18 protein-coding genes are annotated in these 21,359 nt (G+C 44.0%); 5 read left to right on the forward strand and 13 right to left on the reverse strand.

The window, feature by feature from the left end; translation table 11 throughout:
- Positions 1-474: 474 nt before the first annotated feature.
- The 9 genes from ppsA to GC097_RS01930 form a co-directional block, all read right to left on the reverse strand.
- Positions 475-3,069 carry a phosphoenolpyruvate synthase gene (ppsA, locus tag GC097_RS01890; protein WP_171681645.1) on the reverse strand — a complete coding sequence of 865 codons (2,595 nt, stop codon included), beginning with the start codon at positions 3,067-3,069 and terminating at the stop codon, positions 475-477.
- Between the two features lie 195 nt (positions 3,070-3,264).
- Positions 3,265-3,843: a maltose acetyltransferase domain-containing protein gene (locus GC097_RS01895; protein ID WP_171681646.1), complete on the reverse strand. Its 579-nt coding sequence runs from the start codon at positions 3,841-3,843 to the stop codon at positions 3,265-3,267.
- Positions 3,844-3,880: 37 nt separating this feature from the next.
- Positions 3,881-5,107 (reverse strand): MFS transporter, encoded by a 1,227-nt coding sequence (locus GC097_RS01900; RefSeq protein ID WP_312875594.1) that lies wholly within the window; start codon positions 5,105-5,107, stop codon positions 3,881-3,883.
- A 51-nt stretch (positions 5,108-5,158) separates the two neighbouring features.
- Entirely contained in the window at positions 5,159-6,184 is a 1,026-nt protein-coding gene (locus tag GC097_RS01905) for an ROK family protein (RefSeq protein WP_171681648.1), read from the reverse strand.
- Positions 6,185-6,301: 117 nt separating this feature from the next.
- Positions 6,302-7,264, reverse strand: coding sequence for a stalk domain-containing protein (locus GC097_RS01910; RefSeq protein WP_171681649.1), 963 nt, complete (start codon positions 7,262-7,264; stop codon positions 6,302-6,304).
- Between the two features lie 156 nt (positions 7,265-7,420).
- Positions 7,421-9,106 carry a hypothetical protein gene (locus GC097_RS01915; RefSeq protein ID WP_171681650.1) on the reverse strand — a complete coding sequence of 562 codons (1,686 nt, stop codon included), beginning with the start codon at positions 9,104-9,106 and terminating at the stop codon, positions 7,421-7,423.
- Positions 9,107-9,715: 609 nt separating this feature from the next.
- Positions 9,716-10,390, reverse strand: a complete 675-nt coding sequence (locus GC097_RS01920; protein ID WP_171681651.1) for an SIMPL domain-containing protein — start codon at positions 10,388-10,390, stop codon at positions 9,716-9,718.
- Between the two features lie 84 nt (positions 10,391-10,474).
- Complete coding sequence (locus GC097_RS01925) at positions 10,475-12,748, reverse strand: RCC1 domain-containing protein (RefSeq protein ID WP_171681652.1); 2,274 nt, start codon at positions 12,746-12,748, stop codon at positions 10,475-10,477.
- 111 nt (positions 12,749-12,859) lie between these two features.
- A complete protein-coding gene (locus tag GC097_RS01930; protein ID WP_171681653.1) occupies positions 12,860-13,207 on the reverse strand; it encodes a VOC family protein in 348 nt (115 codons plus the stop codon).
- A 215-nt stretch (positions 13,208-13,422) separates the two neighbouring features.
- Between GC097_RS01930 and GC097_RS01935 the strand changes: the two genes are divergently transcribed.
- Positions 13,423-14,277: an alpha/beta fold hydrolase gene (locus GC097_RS01935; RefSeq protein ID WP_171681654.1), complete on the forward strand. Its 855-nt coding sequence runs from the start codon at positions 13,423-13,425 to the stop codon at positions 14,275-14,277.
- 454 nt (positions 14,278-14,731) lie between these two features.
- Positions 14,732-15,091: a DoxX family protein gene (locus GC097_RS01940; protein WP_171681655.1), complete on the forward strand. Its 360-nt coding sequence runs from the start codon at positions 14,732-14,734 to the stop codon at positions 15,089-15,091.
- Between the two features lie 97 nt (positions 15,092-15,188).
- Here GC097_RS01940 and GC097_RS01945 read toward each other — a convergent pair whose 3' ends face one another.
- A complete protein-coding gene (locus tag GC097_RS01945; protein ID WP_171681656.1) occupies positions 15,189-15,953 on the reverse strand; it encodes an SDR family oxidoreductase in 765 nt (254 codons plus the stop codon).
- A 110-nt stretch (positions 15,954-16,063) separates the two neighbouring features.
- On the opposite strand from GC097_RS01945, the gene GC097_RS01950 reads away from it, so the two are divergent.
- On the forward strand, positions 16,064-16,471 hold the full coding sequence (locus GC097_RS01950) for a MerR family transcriptional regulator (protein WP_171681657.1): 408 nt from the start codon (positions 16,064-16,066) through the stop codon (positions 16,469-16,471).
- Positions 16,472-16,731: 260 nt separating this feature from the next.
- Here GC097_RS01950 and GC097_RS01955 read toward each other — a convergent pair whose 3' ends face one another.
- Positions 16,732-17,238, reverse strand: a complete 507-nt coding sequence (locus tag GC097_RS01955) for a UPF0158 family protein (RefSeq protein WP_171681658.1) — start codon at positions 17,236-17,238, stop codon at positions 16,732-16,734.
- Between the two features lie 423 nt (positions 17,239-17,661).
- Positions 17,662-18,180 carry a peptide-methionine (S)-S-oxide reductase MsrA gene (msrA, locus tag GC097_RS01960; protein ID WP_171681659.1) on the reverse strand — a complete coding sequence of 173 codons (519 nt, stop codon included), beginning with the start codon at positions 18,178-18,180 and terminating at the stop codon, positions 17,662-17,664.
- A 258-nt stretch (positions 18,181-18,438) separates the two neighbouring features.
- Between msrA (GC097_RS01960) and msrA (GC097_RS01965) the strand changes: the two genes are divergently transcribed.
- Positions 18,439-18,963 carry a peptide-methionine (S)-S-oxide reductase MsrA gene (msrA, locus tag GC097_RS01965; protein ID WP_171681768.1) on the forward strand — a complete coding sequence of 175 codons (525 nt, stop codon included), beginning with the start codon at positions 18,439-18,441 and terminating at the stop codon, positions 18,961-18,963.
- A 126-nt stretch (positions 18,964-19,089) separates the two neighbouring features.
- Here the strand turns inward: msrA (GC097_RS01965) and GC097_RS01970 are convergent, their stop codons facing one another.
- Positions 19,090-20,220, reverse strand: a complete 1,131-nt coding sequence (locus tag GC097_RS01970; RefSeq protein WP_171681660.1) for an alpha/beta hydrolase — start codon at positions 20,218-20,220, stop codon at positions 19,090-19,092.
- A 261-nt stretch (positions 20,221-20,481) separates the two neighbouring features.
- Between GC097_RS01970 and GC097_RS01975 the strand changes: the two genes are divergently transcribed.
- Positions 20,482-21,333 (forward strand): aldo/keto reductase, encoded by an 852-nt coding sequence (locus GC097_RS01975; protein ID WP_171681661.1) that lies wholly within the window; start codon positions 20,482-20,484, stop codon positions 21,331-21,333.
- Positions 21,334-21,359 lie beyond the last annotated feature (26 nt).

Consider the following 21,359-nt stretch of genomic DNA (forward strand, 5'->3'; position numbering starts at 1 on the left):
AGCACAGGATATACGTATGGATCAATATGCATTACGACGAAGTAAGAATCGTGATATTGAAAATCTTTTGGTGTCCCCAGTACGTCACCGAGATTAGAAATGCCTACAATTACTAAGTACACAATTATCGGTACACCCAAAGACAAAAGTATCCCGGAAACTATACTTTTTCTGCTCATTCAGTCTTTCCTCTCCACTTCTTCGTCTTATTTTAGGGAAATCAACTTCATGCCTGGCTGAAATGGGAACTACAGGGCGCTATTTGGCCAGAAACAGCTATTTGGGCAAGGGAAAGGGAACTAGGATCCGCTATTCCACCACTCCGAACAGATAACTAGATCACGGAGGTGAGATAAGACCCTGTAGTTCCCCTTGTGCGCTCGAAATTTAGATTTTCGCCGAAATAAGGGAATGGAGTTCCTTTATTTACCGCAACAGCCAATGAAGTCTAGATCTTCTTACCGGCCCCAGCCATCACAATATTTCGATGTACCCCTCTGTTCCATGCACGCGAATGTGCTGCCCGTCTTTGATCAGTTTGGTCGCATTATCCACCCCGACAACTGCCGGCAAGCCATATTCACGCGCGATAACCGCTCCATGGGTCATCAGTCCACCAACTTCGGTGACTAGTCCTTTAATGGATACAAACAATGGTGTCCAGCCAGGGTCGGTAAAGGAGGTGACTAAGATATCTCCATCTTCTAAATTAGCATCATCCATACTTAAAATGACACGCGCTCTCCCCTCAACCACTCCGGAAGAAACAGGCAGTCCTGCAATAGCTTCCGCAGGGAGATTTTCACGGTTGTACTCACCTGTAATGATTTCCCCATCAGACGTGATGACACGCGGGGGAGTTAGTTTTTCGTAAACTTTGTAATCGTCCTTACGTTTACTGATGACTTCGTAATCTAGTTTATTGGCGCGTACGACTTCGTGTAGTTCTTCAAAAGCTAGATAGTAGATATCTTCTTTCTCATGGATAACGCCGGCTTGAACGAGCTGTTCGGCTTCTTTCAGTAAGGCCCTCTTATAAACGAAATAGCGACTAATCATGCCGTATTTAGGATATTCGCGGTAGCCGATGAAATTCCGGATGATGTCGATCATTCGTTTGGTTTCTTTGGCTTTTTGCTCACCATCCGGTAATTGCTTCAAGCGATCTATGATCTCTTGTTCTTTTTCCAAAGCTTCCTGACGCCCTTGCTCAAATCTTCGATTGCCGGCATTAGGCTCAAAATTCTTGATGTTGCCAAGAATCATAGGGACAAGTGTAATTGGTTTTTCACTCCAACGCGTTTTCGTAATATCGATTTCTCCGGCACATCGCATTCCGTATTTGCTGAGATAATCAAGGATAGCGTCTTGGGCTTCCCTTCCTCCATCAAACTTAACCAGTTCATCCAAAAAGTTATCTTCTTTGGCATGCTGCAAATAATCAATCACTTCTGGATAAGGGCGAATCACATCCGCGACATCCAATAGCGCCAAACCCATCTCCGAAGTAATATTGTGGGGTACAGATTGAGAAAGCGTATCTGCTGCGTTTTTTTCGCCTAACCACTCGTTCATGTTTTCATTGATCCATAATGAAGCATTTATAGCTGCCATAAATACAGCCGTACTTTGTGGGTTAAATAAGATCTTCTTTAATTGCTGGATATCTTCCAGAATAAAATCTAACAAATCCGATCCCGATTTCGCTTGGATGTTTTGTTTCAACTCTTCTATCGATGATTGATTACGCTTAATCAAATCAGAAACGATCGTCGGATCGTTCTCGAATTGTGCCAGCATATCGCTATTACTTCTGCTCGGAACCGGTGCTGTTTGATCATTCGGTAACAACTTTATAAAATCTCGCTCTATTACGGTCGTAAGTGCGCCTATAATGAGCGGGTCGGATGCCAGGGTATTTAATAAAGCTTCCCGACCAACAGATGTAGTCAACCTAGGCGCAACATCAACAAACAACCTCCCACCGGCTTTACGCATAGGTGCAGGAGTAACTAACAGGTAAAAGGACAATCCCAATGGTTTTATGGGATCTGTCATCATTTGTTGATGACCAACAGATAGATAGACGTGATTATCTTGATCATTCGCTTCTGGGATCGGGTATAACGTAGTGATCGGCCGACTCTGGACAATGTAAAATGTATCATCAGCCAAACACCATTCGATATCTTGCGGGCTGCCAAAATAAGCTTCGATCTGTCTACCGATACGTGCCAGTTGTAAAATTTGTTGTTCAGTAAGTGTTTGAGTCTTTTGCTGATCAGGATCGATCTGCTTTGTCTCTGTTCCGCCTTCTTTCCTTCCGTAGATAGCCATTTTTTTGGTCGCTATCCTCTTCTCGACGATTTCCTCTTCCCGCACTTGGTAACTATCGGCAGATACCAAGCCGGAGACCAACGCTTCTCCAAGTCCAAAACCGGCATCGATGGATAGCAGCTTTCGGTTGCAAGTAACTGGATCCGCGGTAAATAAAATACCCGAAGCCTGCGGGAAAACCATCCTTTGAACAATAACGGATAAGTAAACTTGTCTGTGGTCAAATCCATTTTGCATACGGTAGACTACCGCGCGATCCGTAAATAGGGATGCCCAACATTTGCTGATATGCTGCAGGATGGCATCGACCCCGATGATATTTAAATAAGTGTCTTGTTGACCGGCAAAAGAGGCATGCGGCAAATCTTCAGCAGTCGCACTGGAACGCACTGCATAAGCATGTTCCACCCCAAGCTGGGCATGATAGTGAGTAATTGCTTGCACAACATCGGAAGGAATTTCTGCTTCCATAATGATTTGTCGAATCTTCCTGCTAATTTCTCCAATTTGATCTCGATCTTCTACTTGCAGCAAGGTTAGCCGTTCCAACAACGCATGATACGTTTCGTTTTTTCCGATAGCTTTTTGATATCCCACTGTTGTAACACAAAATCCTTCAGGTACTTGTATGCCTTCAATTTTTAATAATTCCCCTAAATTCAACCCTTTCCCGCCAACGAGCAAAAGCTGTGTTTTTTCCATTTCCTGAAAACTGAGAACCAAAGAACTCATTCCATATCTCTCCTCATCATCAATTTGAGAAAACATTTGACAAGAGCTTGCCGGCATGGTACACTTAAAGTGTAAGATAACATCCTTATGTCCATGAAACAAAAATAAACACAATCCGATTATATCATCGTGTCTGTTTATATGCAATATGAAAGAACCTGATAATACTATCCAGGTTCTTTTTTGATTTCCCGCCTATTTTTCCAAACCAATATCGATCTGCTTGATAACCACTGCTGGGCAACCGCCTACAACCACGTTATCCGGGACATCTTTCGTAACAACGGCTCCAGAGGCAATCACCGAATTATTTCCTATCGTTACGCCAGGATTAATGACAGCCCGACCACCAATCCATACGTTATTGCCAATTGTAACAGGCTTACCGAATTCAGCGCCGGAGGCTCTTTCCTTAGGGTCTAAGGGATGTGCAGCCGTATAGATATGCACCCCAGGGGCCAGGAAACAATTCTCCCCTATCCGAATTTCACACACATCGAGAAACACGCAATCGAAGTTTGCATAGAAGTTCTCACCGACATGTATGTTATACCCGTAATCGCAACGGAGTGTTGGCTCTATGTAATAATTGGCCCCTGTTGAGCCGAACAATTCCTTCAAGATTTCTTTTCTAGATGTTTCCTCTGTCTCAATCGACTGATTGTATAGCCGCGTTAGCCGGCGCGCATTCAAACGATCCTTCACTAACTCCGTATCACCCGCTTGGTAAAGTTCACCGCTAATCATCTTTTCTTTTTCTGTTTTTGCTTGCATAAAAATTCCTATCCTCTCGTAGCACCTAGTTGTTATTTTAGCAATTAATGCCAGTAGATTTCGTTTGATTGTTCAAAATATGATTTACTTTCTCTGCACTCATCATCATCAGAATAATGAAAGCAATCACAATAAAAGGGAATGCATGTATGGTCGTCTGTGCAGCGAGCAATCCAAAGAGCGGAGGTAAAAACGTCGTTCCCGTATACGCGACTGCCATCTGATATCCCATTAGCTTGGCGGAATTATCACGACCAAAGCGTGTTGGTGTTTCATGCAGCAGACCAGGATAGATGGGTGCAAGCCCAAGGCCAATAAGAATAAGCCCGACCAAGAAAAGTTGAGGCAGCGGAAGCAGCAGCATTCCCCCACCCGCAATGGCAATAATCTGACCGCACCGGATCAATACACGATTGTTGATTTTCAAAGTAATAAACCCTGTTATCAGTCTTCCCATCGTTATTCCGCCATAGTACAAAGATATCCACCCGGCAGCCGTCTCCGCAGTCATATTTCTTGCACCTACCAGATAGCTGGTCCCCCATAATCCTACCGTGGATTCAACTCCGCAATAGAACAAAAAAGCGATAAGTGTCTGTTTAACACCTTTGATCTGGAGTACGTTAGCTTTGGAACTGATTGCCGGTTGTTTCAACTCAGGTCCGACTTGGTCTTGTGGAATCATACTATCCAGACGCTCATGCTCTCTACTAACAGCAATACGTTTCCATAGGGGGAGCGTTACTAACAATACAATTGCGAGTGTGAACTGTATCATAGATACAGCTGTATAACCATCTCTCCAGGAGTTATGTTTAACCATATAAAATGACATGATAATTGGCCCCAGAGTTGCCCCAACACCCCAAAAACAGTGCAGCCAGTTCATGTGATGGGCTTTGTAATTTTCAGCTACATAATGATTTAGTGCCGCATCAATTGCACCTCCGCCTAGACCAAGAGGAATGGCCAAAAGAACAAGCCAAAATATCGAGGGTGCCATAGAGAACCCAAGCAGCGCTCCTGCAGTAAGGCAGCAGCTGATTAGTGTAATTTTACCCGTCCCCAATCGCTGGACCAAACTCCCACTTACTAGACTGGATACGATGGTTCCCCCTGCCACTACCATCGACAAGATTCCCGCGAAGCCGAATGAAGCACCCATATCAGGTCGTATCACGGGCCACGCCGATCCCAGCAAAGAATCTGGAATTCCCAGGCTAATGAATGCCAGATAGATAATACCTAAAAACATCGTTGCCACAGCGACACTCCTTCTAGAGAGCATTAGTGTTGTCTACATGAGATCTAATTTCTAGCAACAGTCCGTAATCATCAAATTAAGTGCTAAATGCTGCAGGCCTGTCAAGTAATCCTGTCTCCAATTGCTCATCAGAAGCTTTGGCAAATGGTTTTGCGGGATATAGGCCGAACCTCGATCTGCGATTCTAGCCAAAAGTGCTTCGTCTACCTCATCATCGCAGAAAACAACGACCCGCGGGTTAAGAATGGCTGCGAATGTGGCAATTAAACGAGCAACGGCATCAATCTGACTGTCTTCTGCAATTACAACCCGGTGATTACGATCTTCCATCAGCAGTGCTTGGTGGAAAGTTAGATTATCGTACTGAGGTACGAAAGAAATCTCACCCGAGAAGAACGTGCTGCCTCGCACGACATCGCCATTGATCATAATACCGGAACCCGGTCCGTTCTGACCGAAGTACAGATAAACCAGTGATTCGTTCTCCATCTCAAAGTTCGACGCATATCCAAGCACCGATGCATTCATATCGTTTTCGACAACGACAGGTATCTGGAACCGGGATTCAAATTCCCCTTTCAAATCATAGTCAAAAAATTGCTGATATGGCGGAATAAAAATGATTTTCCCATTATTAACGGCGCCAGGCACTCCGATTGCGATGGAACGAAGCCTTGGGTATTTCTCAATCAACGATTCAATCAGGTCCGCAAGCAGTTGAACGTCTTGTTGTAATACGCTTGGCTTTGTTCCCTGCTCCTTGACCTCTCCAATACAGTTAAATATCGAATAATTCGTCTCGTTCTTTTCGATGAAAATAGCTAATCCCAACATGTATTCCGGATCATACGAATACCGCTTTGCCCTCCTGCCTCCGTTGGAATCATCATCGCCTGTATAGCGGATTTCTCCGTCTTGCTCCATCTGAGCCATAAACTTGCTGATCGTCGGAAAGCTGATCCCCAATCGCTGACAGAGCTCCGCTTTCGTAGCGCTTCCCATCATGATGAGTCCCGCGCGAATACGATGAATTAACGGCTCCCTCATCTCTTTCGGCGTCTTAATCACGTTCGTCATGTAGATCAAAGCCTTTCATCAAAATAGTAACCGAACTTATTAAAGTGTTTTAATAAGTTGAGATCATCTTATCAGAAGTTGCATGCAAGGGCAATACGAATTTTGGTTACTTCAATGTCAGTGAAATTTTACATTTGCATGAAAACTAGTTTTGATCTTATTTACATAGCTCGACAAGGATTTATATTCTGCCGTTAACTTCTCATTGAACGGATCATATTGTACATCACCCGGAGTGCTTATTGTAAAAACTCTATCTCCTAATTCTCCAATTTTCGATATATGACCGACCTCCATAGCTGTTTGACCATTTTGACTCCAGTTATCTTTTGTCCATATGCCAATTGAAAAAACTACTCCCCCGTACCCTTTGTTTGCTATGTCAATAAAAGAAATATTTTCGAATTCTGAAGCTTCATCTATGGCTTCCACTACCTCATATTTCCCTTCCCAGCTCTTCGGAAGATTGAGGGTGAAATTGTTTTTTCTGTTTTCATAAACCATGCTTGGAGTCGCACTAATCATCTGGCCATTTACATTACCAATATGCAGGTTAACCGTTGAATACGTCCTAAAATCCCCTAAGCCCTCCGAAACGAAGGTTTGAGCGTCTACCCCAAAATCATTTCCATAAATCGCAACTTCGCCGATTTTTTCACTGTTATCATTGTAAAAAGCAAGGGTTGCCTCGACGGAATTTGTTGTATTCCCTACACCTTCGATTTTCAATTGACCGGTAACTTTGGTGTTACCGCCGTCTTTAGTTAAGATTACATTGCCAACAATAATCCCTTGGTAATCTGGATCCGATAAGTCAAGCTTCCTATTTTTCACAAAAATCTTTTGCTGCTCCTGCTCAAAGTCGATCGTAGCCCCCAAATGCTCAGCTACGAATCGAATCGGTACGTAGGCATGACCGTCAACATTAAGTACTTTATAATCATCGTCCAAGGAAATCTTACTTCCATTTATTTCGAAACTTGCAGGAAATAATAACGCCTGGATAGAATCTGATGCGATTGCAACACATGAACTTGCCATGACGAAACCACAGCATAGGCCCAGCACAAATTTTTTCATATAAGCACCTCTTTTTTTGTTTACCCCCTTAGACGTTAATTTGTTGATATAGTTGCTGAAAAATGTTAATAATTCCCTGACATTGAAAACTAATATCCGAACCGAAAAAGACTGCCATCGGCTGAGATACCGATGCAGTCTTTTTGCGAATGATGATTAGTTATTGGCAATTATTTTGGTTACTGCCGATGCATAATCATTTTTAAGTGCTGTTGCTTCATTCTCGGACAACTCGCCGTAAGTCACGAAGCCATTGATTTCCTTATCCGCTTTTCTGAGCAGCTTAAGCAGCAGCGAATCAGTATCAACGCCTAAGGCTTGCTGCAAGCTTCGACCGCTCGCCAAACTTTTCAGTACCTCGTCGCTCTTGGTGTCAGTCACTTCAACGGCATCATCGACGATTCGATTCAGACGGTCGACCAGGTACTGCTTGGCGTCGATAGTAGCTTTATAGTTGGCGGTCGTTACTGCATCGTTGAGCAGTACGTATGCTTCGTCCTTCGTCGCTTGTTCGTTATCTTTCGCGAGCCAGCCCTTTTGAACGGCGGCATTCAGAAAGGCGTCAATCCGAGGTTGCAGCGCACTGGTCAGTTCTGCTTGATCTACTGCCGTGGCTCCAACAAGCGTCTGTCCGGTTGCTAACTTATCATGCAGATCCGAAACAGACATTCCTGCGTAACCTGCACTATCAGCCACAATGGAACGGATGCTCTCGGCTGCAAGCGCCGAGCTGCTCGTTCCGGCTGCAGCTTGCGTTCCGTATCCGCTCTGCTCAACCGCCTTTTGGAGCACATCCCCTGCATGTTGTTCGAGCTTGGTGAGCAGTTTCACAGTCAAGTTGCCGGCTTTCCATTCGTTCTCCAATACTTGGTTGACGTTATCCGTCAATTGGGAGGTCAGATCGGATTCTGCCATTCCTGTCGCTGTACTTAGGTTTTGGCCATCTGAGAGATTGGACTGAACATCGCCAATATCTTTGCCGCCTATGGCTGCAGCGTACTGTATGATGGAGATCGGATCGAGTCTATCCGCCAGCAGCCGCTGTCCATATTGTTCCATCCACAGCGTAGTTTCGGGATCGTAGCCTTCGGTATTCGCCGCGTCCCATAATGCCGAGGCTCCGTCCTTCTCCGCTTTCTCCAACTGATCGGCTGGAAGCGTTCCTTCCTTGACGGCAGCTTCCAAATCCTGGTTGAGCAGCGCTGTCAGCGCATCGTTCAGGGCGGATCTGTCCATCCCAGTAGCCTCTACTAAGCTTTCACCGTCACGCAGTGCCCTGCGCAGATCAATGGAACCAACACCTGACGGCAAAGATGCGTCGTCAGCTATAGTACGTAATCGGCTATGTATGATGGCCGATGCATTCGTTTGAATAACCACCGTATGGCTTCCCGCAGACCATCCGGAATTGACGAGACCGGCAATTCTCTCATTGGCCGTTTGTGCCAAAGCCGCAGCTTCCTGCGCCGTCAAACTGCCCGATTGCACCTCGCTAGCCATATCTTCGCTAAACAGTGCATTCAGTTTTCCGATTAAGTCGGAGGCCTCCAGCTGCGATGCTGCTGTTAAAATCGCTCCCGATGCGAGAGCATCTGCAAAATCTCCAGAGTTTCTGCTCGATAACGCCTCGGTGTGGATATCCAGCTTACTCAGCCAATCGTTCAATAGTAACGTACTGTAGTCACTTGTAGTGGAAGATGTGTCAGATTGCGTATCTGACAATGACACTGCCGCTGCCGTTCCTGTCTCCGCCGCATACGCCGACAGCACAGGAAGCGCCATACCGCTTGCTCCTGCCACCAGTAATGTCGCACCCATCAATACGATCAATTGCTTTCTCATTCCAATCTCCATCCTTCCGTTTCTATGTTTTGCCTACAAGTCGAAGTATAGAGATGTTTCCTGAAATTTACATGAATTCACCCTAAAAATTGGATGATTTTAACATTAAACAGAGCTTAATTTCCGCTGAATGAATGCTGAAAAAGTTGCGCCCGGGAAACTCTTTCGGGGGATTGGGGCGAAATATAGAATGAAATTGAAAACGGAGCCCGCGAACCCGCGGTGCTCCGTTATTGATGATGGCATGTCACAGCCATAAGGCTGTCCAAAAGTGCCAGAAACGAAGAGGCTGTCCCATAAGCGAAGGAAGCTAATTGGAATAACAGGAAAATCTCTCTCTAAATTGCTCAAATGATGGCCTTGCAGGGATTTTAGAAGGAAAGACTCCCGTTAGTTTGACCGAATTCGAGAATTCTCACGAAATCGGTACAAATAGAGGGAGTTTTCCGTCTAAATGAATTCTAACAAGCATCTGCAGTCCATTTAGAGGGAGATTTCCCCTTATTTTGACCGTTGAAGAAGCATAACTGCACAGGCACTGGCAGCCCCCTAACTTTTTTGCAAAACAATTGCTCAATCTATTTGATGAGCTTCACTACGATTTCTGTATCAATAATATGTAAATTCTGCCTTTATCGAGGCCACAATTTTCAACTCACCGGGCTGAATTGGCGTTGCTGCACTCGTGGAATACGATATCGCAGAGAATGGAATCGGTTCTTGTGAACGGGAAGTTTCTTGAACAAGGCAAGGAGCCGGATGAAGCGTTACCCCTAATGTTTGGGCGATGTTCATTGCTTTGAGCAGGCTATCTTTTATAGCTAGTGATAAGGCATTCTTATAGGCAATTTCCGGGTGCGCCAATGTAAATCGAATATTCGACACATTGTTGGCACCGTTCATGACGGCCGTATCCACAACAAGTCCAGTCTGATTGATTTGATCGATTGTGAGTTGGAGCAAATGGGTGACTTGATATCCCCGAAAAACTTGCTTGCCATCTTCATTGTTATATTGGATGTCGATGCTGTAATGCGTCGTTTGAATATGCTCCTTCGGAATGGATAGTTCAACCAATGCATTGACGATATTGGTAATTGCATTTGCATTTTCTTTCTGAGCCTCTGCCAGGCTTACTTTCTCCGTTATCACACCAAGAACAATAATGGCTTTGGTGGGAGTTGCCGAAACCGTTCCCTCCCCCGTGACTTCGATCGTGTGACGACATTTTGAAAAAAAGGGTGATGCGATCGGAGGAGATGATGACCATGGTTGACCGTACATTTGCCGTCCCCCATTCACTTGTTTGCTACAACTAATGTATTTATCAATCTCGTCCATGATTCCTATCGTCGGGATGTTGGCTGCCTAGGGCAGTACGACCTCTCCCGGCGTAAGAAGCGAATTACGATATGGCAGCGCTCCGAGCCAGTATACCGTATCGTCCTCCGCGACGAACAGATGCTGAAAGAAGGTACGGCCTTCAATTGGGTAATGATACATCGATGCGGAAGATCTCAGTCGAACCCCTGCCGGAAGCCTCGCTTCTACTTTGAAGCTGCCGTTCAGATCGCGAATCCGGCCGTCTTGGCCAATCTCAACCCCTCCAGTTAGGCGGATGGCCGATCGACCCGTCTTCTTCACTTGGACAGAAGCCGTTTCATTGTCATTAGTTCCATCACGTTGCAGCTTCAGTTCAACCTCATACACCTGGCCATTTACGTCCAATGCTTTGCCGATGTAACCAATACCATCAAAAAATACATAATGCATCGGCGACCACATCTCAACCGGCACTTCGAATGAAACGAGCCTCATTAAAGGCGCGCCATCTTGTGTTCGTTCCTTGAAATAAAGCTCCCCTTGGTCGGTTCGTACGAACGGAATCGGATCGCCGGATACTTCGATGACTTTCCCTTTCGGCTTCGGATCGAATCGGAGCTCGACGCTGTTGCCTAACCCCGATATGCTGCCTTCCACATGGAATACGCTTCCGTCCGACAACGCCATCAAGACACCGTTCAAGGCAACGGATACGTCAGTAATTGGCGCCGGCGTTTGCAGCAGCTTGCATGGCTCCGTCTCGTCGGGGTTCGCGACCATGAGTCTGCCATCCTCGAGTAACACGGAAAAATGCCCCAACGCCATGATGACCTTCTTCGCTTTCTCGCCCAGCAAGACGGGTTTTGCTACGGTGCCGTCCTGGAGTGTCCACACATCGCCCGCTTTCAGAGCATACGCTCGCCCATACGTTGGAAATAAGGCGTCAACCCCCTTCCATGTGCCGATCGCAAGCAGGTCATCTGCAAAGATCGGCTGCCGGCCAAGCTGGCCATACATATTGGAGCCGATCGTCAACACGCGGCCATCCGCCGTTAAGGCGAGCAAATGGTCGGAGCCTGCTGTCAATGCCGCTACATTGTTCAATGCGGGGTGCCGCTGCGGTGTTTCGGTTATAGCAGGCTTCACCCCAAATTGATCATAGGCTCCCAGGTCTTTCCCCCATACCCATACATAGCCGTCCTTATCCAGGGCTGCCGTCAAACGCGACGTTGCCGCTACTTGCGTGGTGCCTTGCGGCAGCACGGTCGGCTTAAGAGCTCCGCTGCCGTTCATCGTGTACCAAGAGCCTTTATCGGATAAAATATATGCCGCTTCCTCATACGACATCGTAGCTTCCATTCTTGCCACTTTTCCGCCGTCAGGCAGCTCAAGCGGAGCAGAATCAGCATTCGGAACCGATGACAAGGTCGACTGTCCCACCCAAAGCATCCCTTTGCTGTCAACTGCCAGCATGATATAGGGGCTGGCCGTGACAGATACTGCACGGAAAGAAGCCTCAACCCGCTTCACTGCTGGCTTGCCCTCCTGCCCATACATGGAATATAGCTTGATGACTCCATCGGAATCAATGGTAAATACCGACACATCGTCCGCCTGAGCGATCGACTTTACGCCGGATAACCCCGCTATTTTCTCCGGGCCGCGTTCAGCATTCATGTCGATGACTCCCCCGGAATCCACTAATGCGAATCGCCCTTCGAGCTGAATAACAGGATCGCCTTCCGGCAACCCTTCGACCTTCTTCGGAAAAGCGTCAGGCCTCCGGCCTTCTCCCCAACCGAATATCCCCCACCGGTAAACAGTTCCGTCACCGGCTAATGCGTAAGAAGAGCCGAATTCCATCCCGTAACCGGCACCATCGAACATGTGGCCTGCAGAAATTTGCTGGATCCCCTTAATCGGCGAGCGAGACGGTGGCTCGGCAGGCGTAAATCCGGAAGCCTCTTCCGTAGCCGGGTACCATTTCATATCCGGCGGGCATGCCGCCAAACTGAATAATGGATCGGGAGTTGGCTTTTGTGTCTCTATTCGTACAGTCGGCGCTGTCGATACTAATGGTTCAGCAGGCGTTGGTTCTGCACTAGGCACAGCTGGTGTGACACTAGAAGCAGGCGCGACGACCACGGAGGTACCTCCAGTTCCCGCCGAATTCTGCAGCGTCCTGCTGTATACGATTGTGGACAGCAGCACGAGTACCGCCAGCAAGCCTCCCACCATAAATTTGTACTTTATGAGAACGTGCAAGGCTTTCCGGTAAAAGGACATAACCGACACCTCTTCCAATTCATTTCCATTCATTTGGTTAGACGATCAGGTGTGGCGGAAGGTTGCGGGCACGGCACGATGGACAAAAAAAAATCGCCGACCGCATTGCCGAAGGCACGCGGAAAGCGATCACATAATTCTCCGTTATTTTTCCCAAAGCTCGATAAGTCGACCTTCAGGATCTTCAATCCAAATAAACTTTCCATAATCACTGATCTCTTTTTCCCTTGCAAGAGGTACACCAATCTGTTCAAGATGCGTAATCATCTCGTTAAGATCATGTACTTGGAAATTTAACATCACTTGTTGATCTATTGGAAAATAACTGTCATTCTCGGTAAAAAATGAAAAGATAGTCTCACTTCCTAATTCGGGTTTTATCATAGTCCCATTCCAATTTTCGATTTCAATCTTCAACACTTCACTGTACCATTTTTTCACAACTTCAAGATTCTTCGTTCTCCAAAATATTCCTCCAAAACCTTTTATCATCGTATCAAACTCCTGTCTGTCATTAAATTATTAGCTATCCGATTACATTAATTATTCGAGATTTATATGTATTTTCCTTTTTCAAAAAAACGGCCGGTTGATCCGCTTAGAGTTTCTTCGGCCCCTCGTCGGTGCGATAAACAAGTTCTTAAAGGCACATTCTTTACATATTTCTTAGGCTAGGGTGAGATTGCTGCGAATAGGGAGAGGTAACAATGGTTCTATACAAAAAAGCGAACATCGAAGGGTTGGATATCTTTTTTCGCGAGGCCGGGTATCCGAGTTGTCCGACCATGGTCCTCCTTCATGGTTTTCCGAGCTCCTCTCATATGTTTAGGGATTTGATTCCTTTGCTGGCGGACCGGTTTCACGTCATCGCTCCCGATTACCCCGGATTCGGGAATAGCAGCATGCCTTCGACGAAAGAATTTTCATACACCTTCGAGAATCTTTCCCTCGTCATCGAAAAGTTACTCGACAAGCTCTGTATTCCTCATTTTTTCTTGTACGTCCATGATTATGGAGGGCCTATCGGATTCAGACTGGCCGTACGCCATCCGAACCGGATTCTCGGATTCGTCATTCAGAATGCCGTTGCCGACGTGAAAGGGCTCGGACAGCCTTTCGACCTCTTCAAAGCGCTGTGGGTGGACCCGAGTCCGAAGACAATAGCCTCGTTTTCCGCGCTGACCTCCTTCGAATTTACAAAGAAGCAATATTTAACAGGAGTATGCAACCCCTATTTGATTAGTCCCGACGGTTATTCGATGGACCAGTTCTTCCTGGACCGTCCCGGCAATGGCGAAATCCAATTGGCGCTAGGCTACGATTATCTGAAGAACGTAGAGCAATATCCCGTTTGGCAGCAATACATGCGAACCTATCAGCCTCCGACGCTGGTCGCCTGGGGCAAAAACGATTTTATCTTTACGTTGGAGGGGGCACTTGCCTTCAGCAAGCATTTATCATATATCGAAACATGTTTTCTGTGCGGCGGGCACTTCGTGCTGGAGGAACAAAGCCGGCATGTATCGGATTTGATCAAGAGCTTTTTTGCAATTCACATATAGTATTCCGCGTATTAATACAAAGATATGTACCCTTACATCCTTTGGGGGGTTCTGTAAACTCCTCGTTATTTCAACGAAACTAGGGATCAGTTCCCGTATAGCGAGCTGCTCCCTGACTATTGCGCTATAGTTTTGTGTTAGTTGAATAACACACCTCTATGTCTTCAGAAATGATTTCAAGAGAAGCATCATCTTCATCACGCCAGTTTGCAAAGCGAAACTTGCGATAAGGCCCGTTCCTCCCCATCTCACTGATGGCATAAAGCATCATTCCGAGTGCTCTATTGGAATTAACGGTTAGCACTCCAATGAACTTTATTACTATTCTATAGATTATTATGCACCTAGAGCTCAATAGACTCAAGAGGAGGCGTTTCAGAAAAAAACAACATGGATTATCGCGAGTTAGGTTGGAATATCAATAGATGAAAGTGACAGGGAGTTGGCGTAATTCATGAATATCGTTTTATGGATCGCACAAGGGACATTAGCATTAGGATTTATTTATTCCGGTTGGTTGAAGGCGTTTCAGTATGAAGCAGCAAAAAGGTCCTGGACATGGGTGAGTGATGTTCCCAAAAACCTCGTTTCCTTTATTGGTTTATCAGAATTGCTTGGAGTAATAGGTTTAATTTTGCCTCAAGCAGCAAACATCGTCCCTGTTTTGACGCCGACTGCCGCGGTCGGACTTGCTGTAATCGTTCTTTTTGGTGCGGTATTCCATATTAAGCGCGGCGAATATCGAGAAATTGTCGTGAACATCATTTTCTTAGCGTTGGCGCTATTTGTTGCGATTGGCCGCTTATTAGAATAACTCGAAAATAGAAAGCAGCGGCGACCTAGGACTATGTCCTAGATTGCCACTGCTTTATTAAGCTAGCTCGGTCCCTGCCTTATTCTGAGCTTGGTGCTCAGAGAAACATGCCGCCGGAAGCCTCGATTCGCTGCGCATTTACCCAGCCCATTTCGTCGGTGCAGAGCGATGCGACGACACCGCCAATATCATCGGCTTCCCCAACTCTGCCTAGCGCCGTTTGAGAACCAATAAAGTCGTTTATCCCCTGATTGTCCCTTACTGCCCCTCCCTGGAAGTCCGTAGCAATCGCTCCCGGAGCGATCGCATTAACCCGGATGCCCCGACGTCCCCATTCTTTTGCCATATATCTCGTCAATACTTCGATGGCGCCTTTCATGGCGGCGTAAGCTCCATAGCCTTCTAAGGCAAACCGGGTCAATCCAGTCGAAACATTGATAATTCTTCCGTGATCAGAAATACGGGAAATTAACTTCTGTGTTAAGAAAAATACACCTTTAAGGTGCACGTTCACCAAACTATCGAACTGTTCCTCTGTGGTATCAACAAGCGGCGCGTGTACCCCAAATCCAGCATTGTTTATCAAAACGTCGAAATGTTCAGTATGCCATTTTTCTTTAAGCACATCGGCAAGTAAGACTGCGAAGTGTTCGAAGGTGGCGATGTCACTCGCATCTAGCTGCAGTGCGGCAGCTTTTTGACCGTTAGCCTCAATTTCTTTGACGACTAACTCTGCTTCGTCCTTGCGAGAATGATACGTAACGATGACATCAAATCCTTTTTTAGAGAGCGCAATAGCGGAATTTCGTCCAAGCCCGCGGCTACCTCCCGTTACCAGCGCGATCTTATGTGTTTTTTCCATTGCTGTACAGCCCCTTTGAGTTAGGATTGACCACTTGAATGTTGTAAACATGTGATCTATAGTTAGCATAAACGTTAAAGTTAACTTTAAGTCAAGGGGTTGTAAAAAAAATGATTTATACAATTAATCAGGTGGCTGATCTATTCAGTCTCCCCGCTCATACGTTGCGTTATTACGACAAAGAAGGCCTATTGCCTTTTATCTCAAGAGACAAAAACGGCAACCGCCTTTTCAGTGAATTGGACCTAAATTGGGTAGCGTTAATCTGCTGCCTAAAAAACACCGGTATGCCAATCAAAGAAATCAAACAATACAGCGATTGGTGTGCGCAAGGCAGTCAAAGGTTAGACGAGAGAAAAGCCATGCTCATCTCTCACCGCGAACACGTGTTGAAGCAAATCGAGGACTTCAAGAAAAACCTTGAACTCATCGATTCGAAAATAGCAACCTACGAGGACCCGGTATTGGCCAAAAAAATGGATGAACACGCGGAATTAGCTTCACGCCAATCTCGTTAATTGAGAAAACGAGGCTATCCCCGTCATATCTATGTCTGAAGGCGCTGTCCTTTGTGCAGGTAGGCTTCTACGGTCAAAATAAGGGAAAAATTCCCTCTAATTTGTCTACAGAAGCTTGTCAGTTCCATTTAGCCTGAAAACCTCCCTCTAATTTCGCCGATTTCATCAGAATTCTCTGAATCCGGCCAAATTAACGGGAGGTTTTCCTTTTATTTCCTCACAAGGTGATACTTCGAGCCATTTAGAGGGAGATTTTCCAGTTATCTTCCACTACCTTCTTCAGAATGCTCGGATACCTGAAATTCAATCTCATTATCCTTGCACCATTCAATTACCAAGTCTTTTATCCTACTATTTTTGTATGAATACCATTGGTTATCGACATCATGTTCAATAACCCCATCTTTAAATCGCCGGAATGCACCTTTACCTTGGATAGCTGCATACAGCTCATCTTGGATATCTTCATCTTCTAAAGTTCCTATGAAATCCTCCATGATTTCATATTCATTGAATTCATTTTTTAACGTAAAATCAACGTAAATCCCGTCCTCATCTTCAATAATACTTATTGCTGCTTCAATGTTATCCCTTTGCCAATCAGGGAAATTATCTAGTGGCTCATCCTCTTCTGCTGCACTATATTCTTGTTCCGTTATTGTAATAACTTCCCCTGTTGTCATATTAATAAATGTAAAAGTATTTACCATGTGCATCTGAATCTCACCAACAAGATCATCCAAGTTAACAGGTTGCTTTCCCTGCATATTCGCTCTCGCTCCTTCTATTTGAATTCATTATTAAACATTTTATCCAATTATTATAGTTTAGATAAGACGATTGAAATTACGATGCCAACAATTGAAATCCATACGAAATAAGATTTAAAAATCCTAGAAATAATCGTATCCTGCTTAATCAAGTCATTCTTGTGATTTTGTTGCATTTGTATATCAACATTTCCTAAACCGTTAGAAGCTCCTGTTGAACCTAGCCCCTTAAAAAGTAAAGTTACTATCAATAGAATCAAAGACCCCATAAACAGATAATCAGAAACTTGCTGTATGATAATCACTCTCCTTTTTTATATTATAACATATTTTCCCATCAACCTTTCCTCCTGGTAACGTATTCAAAACACAAAAAAATGCCCCCCATCCCATAAAAGGATAGTTGGCATTTTCATTTCATTACTTCTTCCAATTTTGAGTAATAAAAGCATCACGTCCGGAAGTGATCCGTTCTTCCTTATAATGCTCGGGGTTTTTGATGTGATAATTCTGGTGATATTCCTCTGCAGGAAAAAAAACAACGGCAGGCTTAATCTCCGTTACAATCGGCTTATCAAAACGCCTGCTATTCGCAAGCTCTTCTTTCGACTTTACGGCAAGCATATGCTGCTCTTCATTGTGATAAAAAATGGCCGTACGATATTGGCTGCCGCGGTCAATATACTGTCCTTCATCATCTGTAGGATCTATCTGTGGCCAATATAGCTCAAGCAGTTTTTCATAAGGAAAAATGGCCGGATCGAACGTAATTTGGACAACTTCCAAATGACCGGTTTCCCCGGTTTTTACTTGTTCATAAGTAGGATTATCAACCGTTCCACCCATGTAACCGGATAGAATGCCATGTATACCTGGTTGTTCTTCGAACGGGCTTACCATACACCAGAAGCAGCCCCCTGCGAATGTTGCTTTTTGCATCACATTTTCTCCCTCGATCCCTTAGTTAGCTAATAAAACATTTGTGTTTGAGTGACATTTTTTATTATAATTCTTTACCTTCTATAAGTATACTGGAGTTCCCTAGAGCTTTGTGTTTATGGAATAGATTAATACTTTTTATATCTAGTTATTATTAAATATCACTATATTATATTGTATTTTATTATGCGATCACTTATCATGGTTATTTAAATAGCAACATTTGAAGCTACAGCTAACTAGAAATGAGGAATGAAAATGCAGCAAAAAGCAACTTTTGCAGGAGGATGCTTCTGGTGTATGGTGACTCCATTCGAGGAGCAGCCTGGTATTCACGGGATCGTATCTGGTTATATGGGGGGGCATGTCGAGAATCCGACATATGAGCAGGTTCTGACCGGAGAAACAGGTCATTTGGAAGTCGTGCAAATTACCTTCGATCCGGAAGTGTTCCCTTACGAGAAGTTACTCGAACTTTACTGGCCGCAAATCGACCCTATAGATGCAACAGGTCAAGGCAACGATCGTAAAAGCCAATACCGCGCCGCTATCCTGTATCATAACGAAGAGCAAAAATTATTGGCGCAAGAATCGCGTGAAGACCTGGCAAAGAGTGGTCGCTTTGATAAGCCGGTTGTAACGGCGATCGAGGAGGCCTCGGTATTTTACCCAGCTGAGGAATATCATCAAAATTACCATAAGAAGAACCCTGCTTTTTATAAAGAATCCCGGATTTATTCAGGACGAGATGCAATTATCGAAAAATACTGGAGTAAGGATTAACGCGGTTGCTGTCCATTACTTGATCAGACAAAAGAGGAGCGTTGCTGTGAAGCAGGCTCCTCAATTCGTTTTAATTCTTACACCCAAACGTGTCACCGCACGCACCAAATTTTGAACTTTGATCCTTTAATAGCCCCTAGTTTGAGGATGAATTTGATCATTCAAAAAACTTGTTATTTCTGCCCAGGCATCAACGCTCGAGAACATGAAAAAATGATCACCGTAATGTATCGTCTTCATTTTCTTTTCACCGCCCCATTCAGCTACAAGGTTTTTCGAATATTCAATAGGAATATTTCGATCTAAATCCCCTGCTAAGCATAATAATGGTGTATGAATTGAAGGAGCTTTACTTATTGAATTGAAGGATTCTTTCACAAAAAGCGACAACGGAAACATATTGTGCAATTTTAAAATGTTTGATATTTTTTCGCTCTTTAACTTGGAATAATTATCATATGGGGAAACCAGTATTGTACTTACTGTAGGACGTTCACTTGATAAATTTACTGCGATCCCCGTTCCTAGGCTATATCCCATCGATACTATTTTTTTACTATCAATATCGCTTCTTTTTGAGAAGTAATCATAAATGAGATTAGCATCATTATATAAGTTATCTTTATTTGGCTCTCCTTCGCTCAGTCCATACGATCTATAATTAACTAACGCCACCGACCATCCATCCAATTTGTCTGCAATAGACATCATATCGGATACCTCTTCACCAGAGCCCCCGAAGTAAATAATTAGAGGCGATTTTAATTCGTTTGAATTATTTATTAACCATCCATGTAACTTGATATTGTCAATTGCATTAATTTCAATCTCCTCAAAATTGCCATAATTAATCTTATCTAAATCAGATCGGTCAATCTTCTTCGGTTGGTAAACCATATGATTCATTTCAATAATTTCGTTAATGTTTTGATAAATAATGAGGCAAAGAAATAAATACGTACCAATTACCACTGTAAAAATGAAGGAAAGGACGGTTATTAATTTCAAAATATTTCTTTGAATGGTTCTCAATAAAATAAAAATTGCCAGTATAACAAGAATAATGAAAAACACAGCGAGAATATTTATTTCTAGGGAATACTTTTTAAATACTTCAAAGTAACCTAATTTAATTTGCTCGATATTCTTAATCCACGAAGCTACTTTGTAAGAGATAATTAAGCTTGTTATTCCGAGAATACTCATCAATGTAGATACAATTATTATTAAAAGTAACCCCATTTTACTTAGCTTCATTCATACAACCTCCGATCTCATTTCCATTATAGATGTTATAATTTGGAAATGGACCGCAATTATTTAACCTCTTCCATAAAAAAAATGACCTATTTATCACACTTTTGATACTTGGTTAGTAATTACCTGTGCCTGGTCATAAGTTGTAGTGAGAGGATTAGGCAAACATTTGGCACGAATGGGATAACGGTCTCTTTGTCATCTGGTGCATAATAAGGATGTGATGACAGGTACTTCATATTAAAAATCGGAGGATTTTATATGCAGAAAGTAATTTTGAACAATGGTGTTGAGATGCCGATACTTGGTTTTGGTGTATTTCAGATTGCAGATCAAAATGAATGTGAACAAAGCGTATATGACGCTATTATGGCAGGCTATCGGCTTATTGATACAGCTGCCTCTTATCTAAATGAAAAAGCAGTTGGCAGAGCGATCAAACGGAGTGGCGTGGCAAGAGAGGAATTATTTATTACAACGAAACTTTGGGTTCAGGATACTGGTTATGAGCGCACAAAAAATGCCTTTAGAAAATCATTAGAAAGATTGCAATTGGATTATTTGGATTTATTTTTAATTCATCAGCCATTCGGGGATGTGCATGGTTCTTGGCGCGCTATGGAGGAATTGTATCGTGAAGGCAAAGTCCGCTCAATTGGCGTTAGTAACTTCCATGAAGATCGTCTGATCGATTTGATCATTCATAATGATGTAGTTCCAGCTGTAAATCAGGTTGAAACACATCCTTTCAATCAACAAATTGAAAATGCAAAATTCATGCAAGAGAATAGTGTTCAAATCGAATCTTGGGCGCCTTTTGCTGAAGGGAAAAACAACTTGTTCCAGAATGAGTTATTGTTATCCATAGCTGAAAAGTATCATAAATCCGTTGCTCAGGTCGTTTTACGTTGGTTGACACAAAGAGAAGTCGTTGTGATTCCAAAGTCGGTCCGTAAAGAAAGAATTATCGAAAACTTCAACATCTTTGATTTTAAATTGAGCCAAGAGGATATGGAGTCGATCACTGCATTAGATACGAAACAGAGTCTGTTCTTTTCGCATCGCGATCCTGAAATGGTGAAGTGGATTGCTAACCGTAAACTTGATATCTAATAATGGTTAAAGTTGACCCACAGCAA

The organism is Paenibacillus planticolens (assembly GCF_013141725.1).
In the GTDB taxonomy this organism is placed as follows: domain Bacteria; phylum Bacillota; class Bacilli; order Paenibacillales; family NBRC-103111; genus Paenibacillus_E; species Paenibacillus_E planticolens.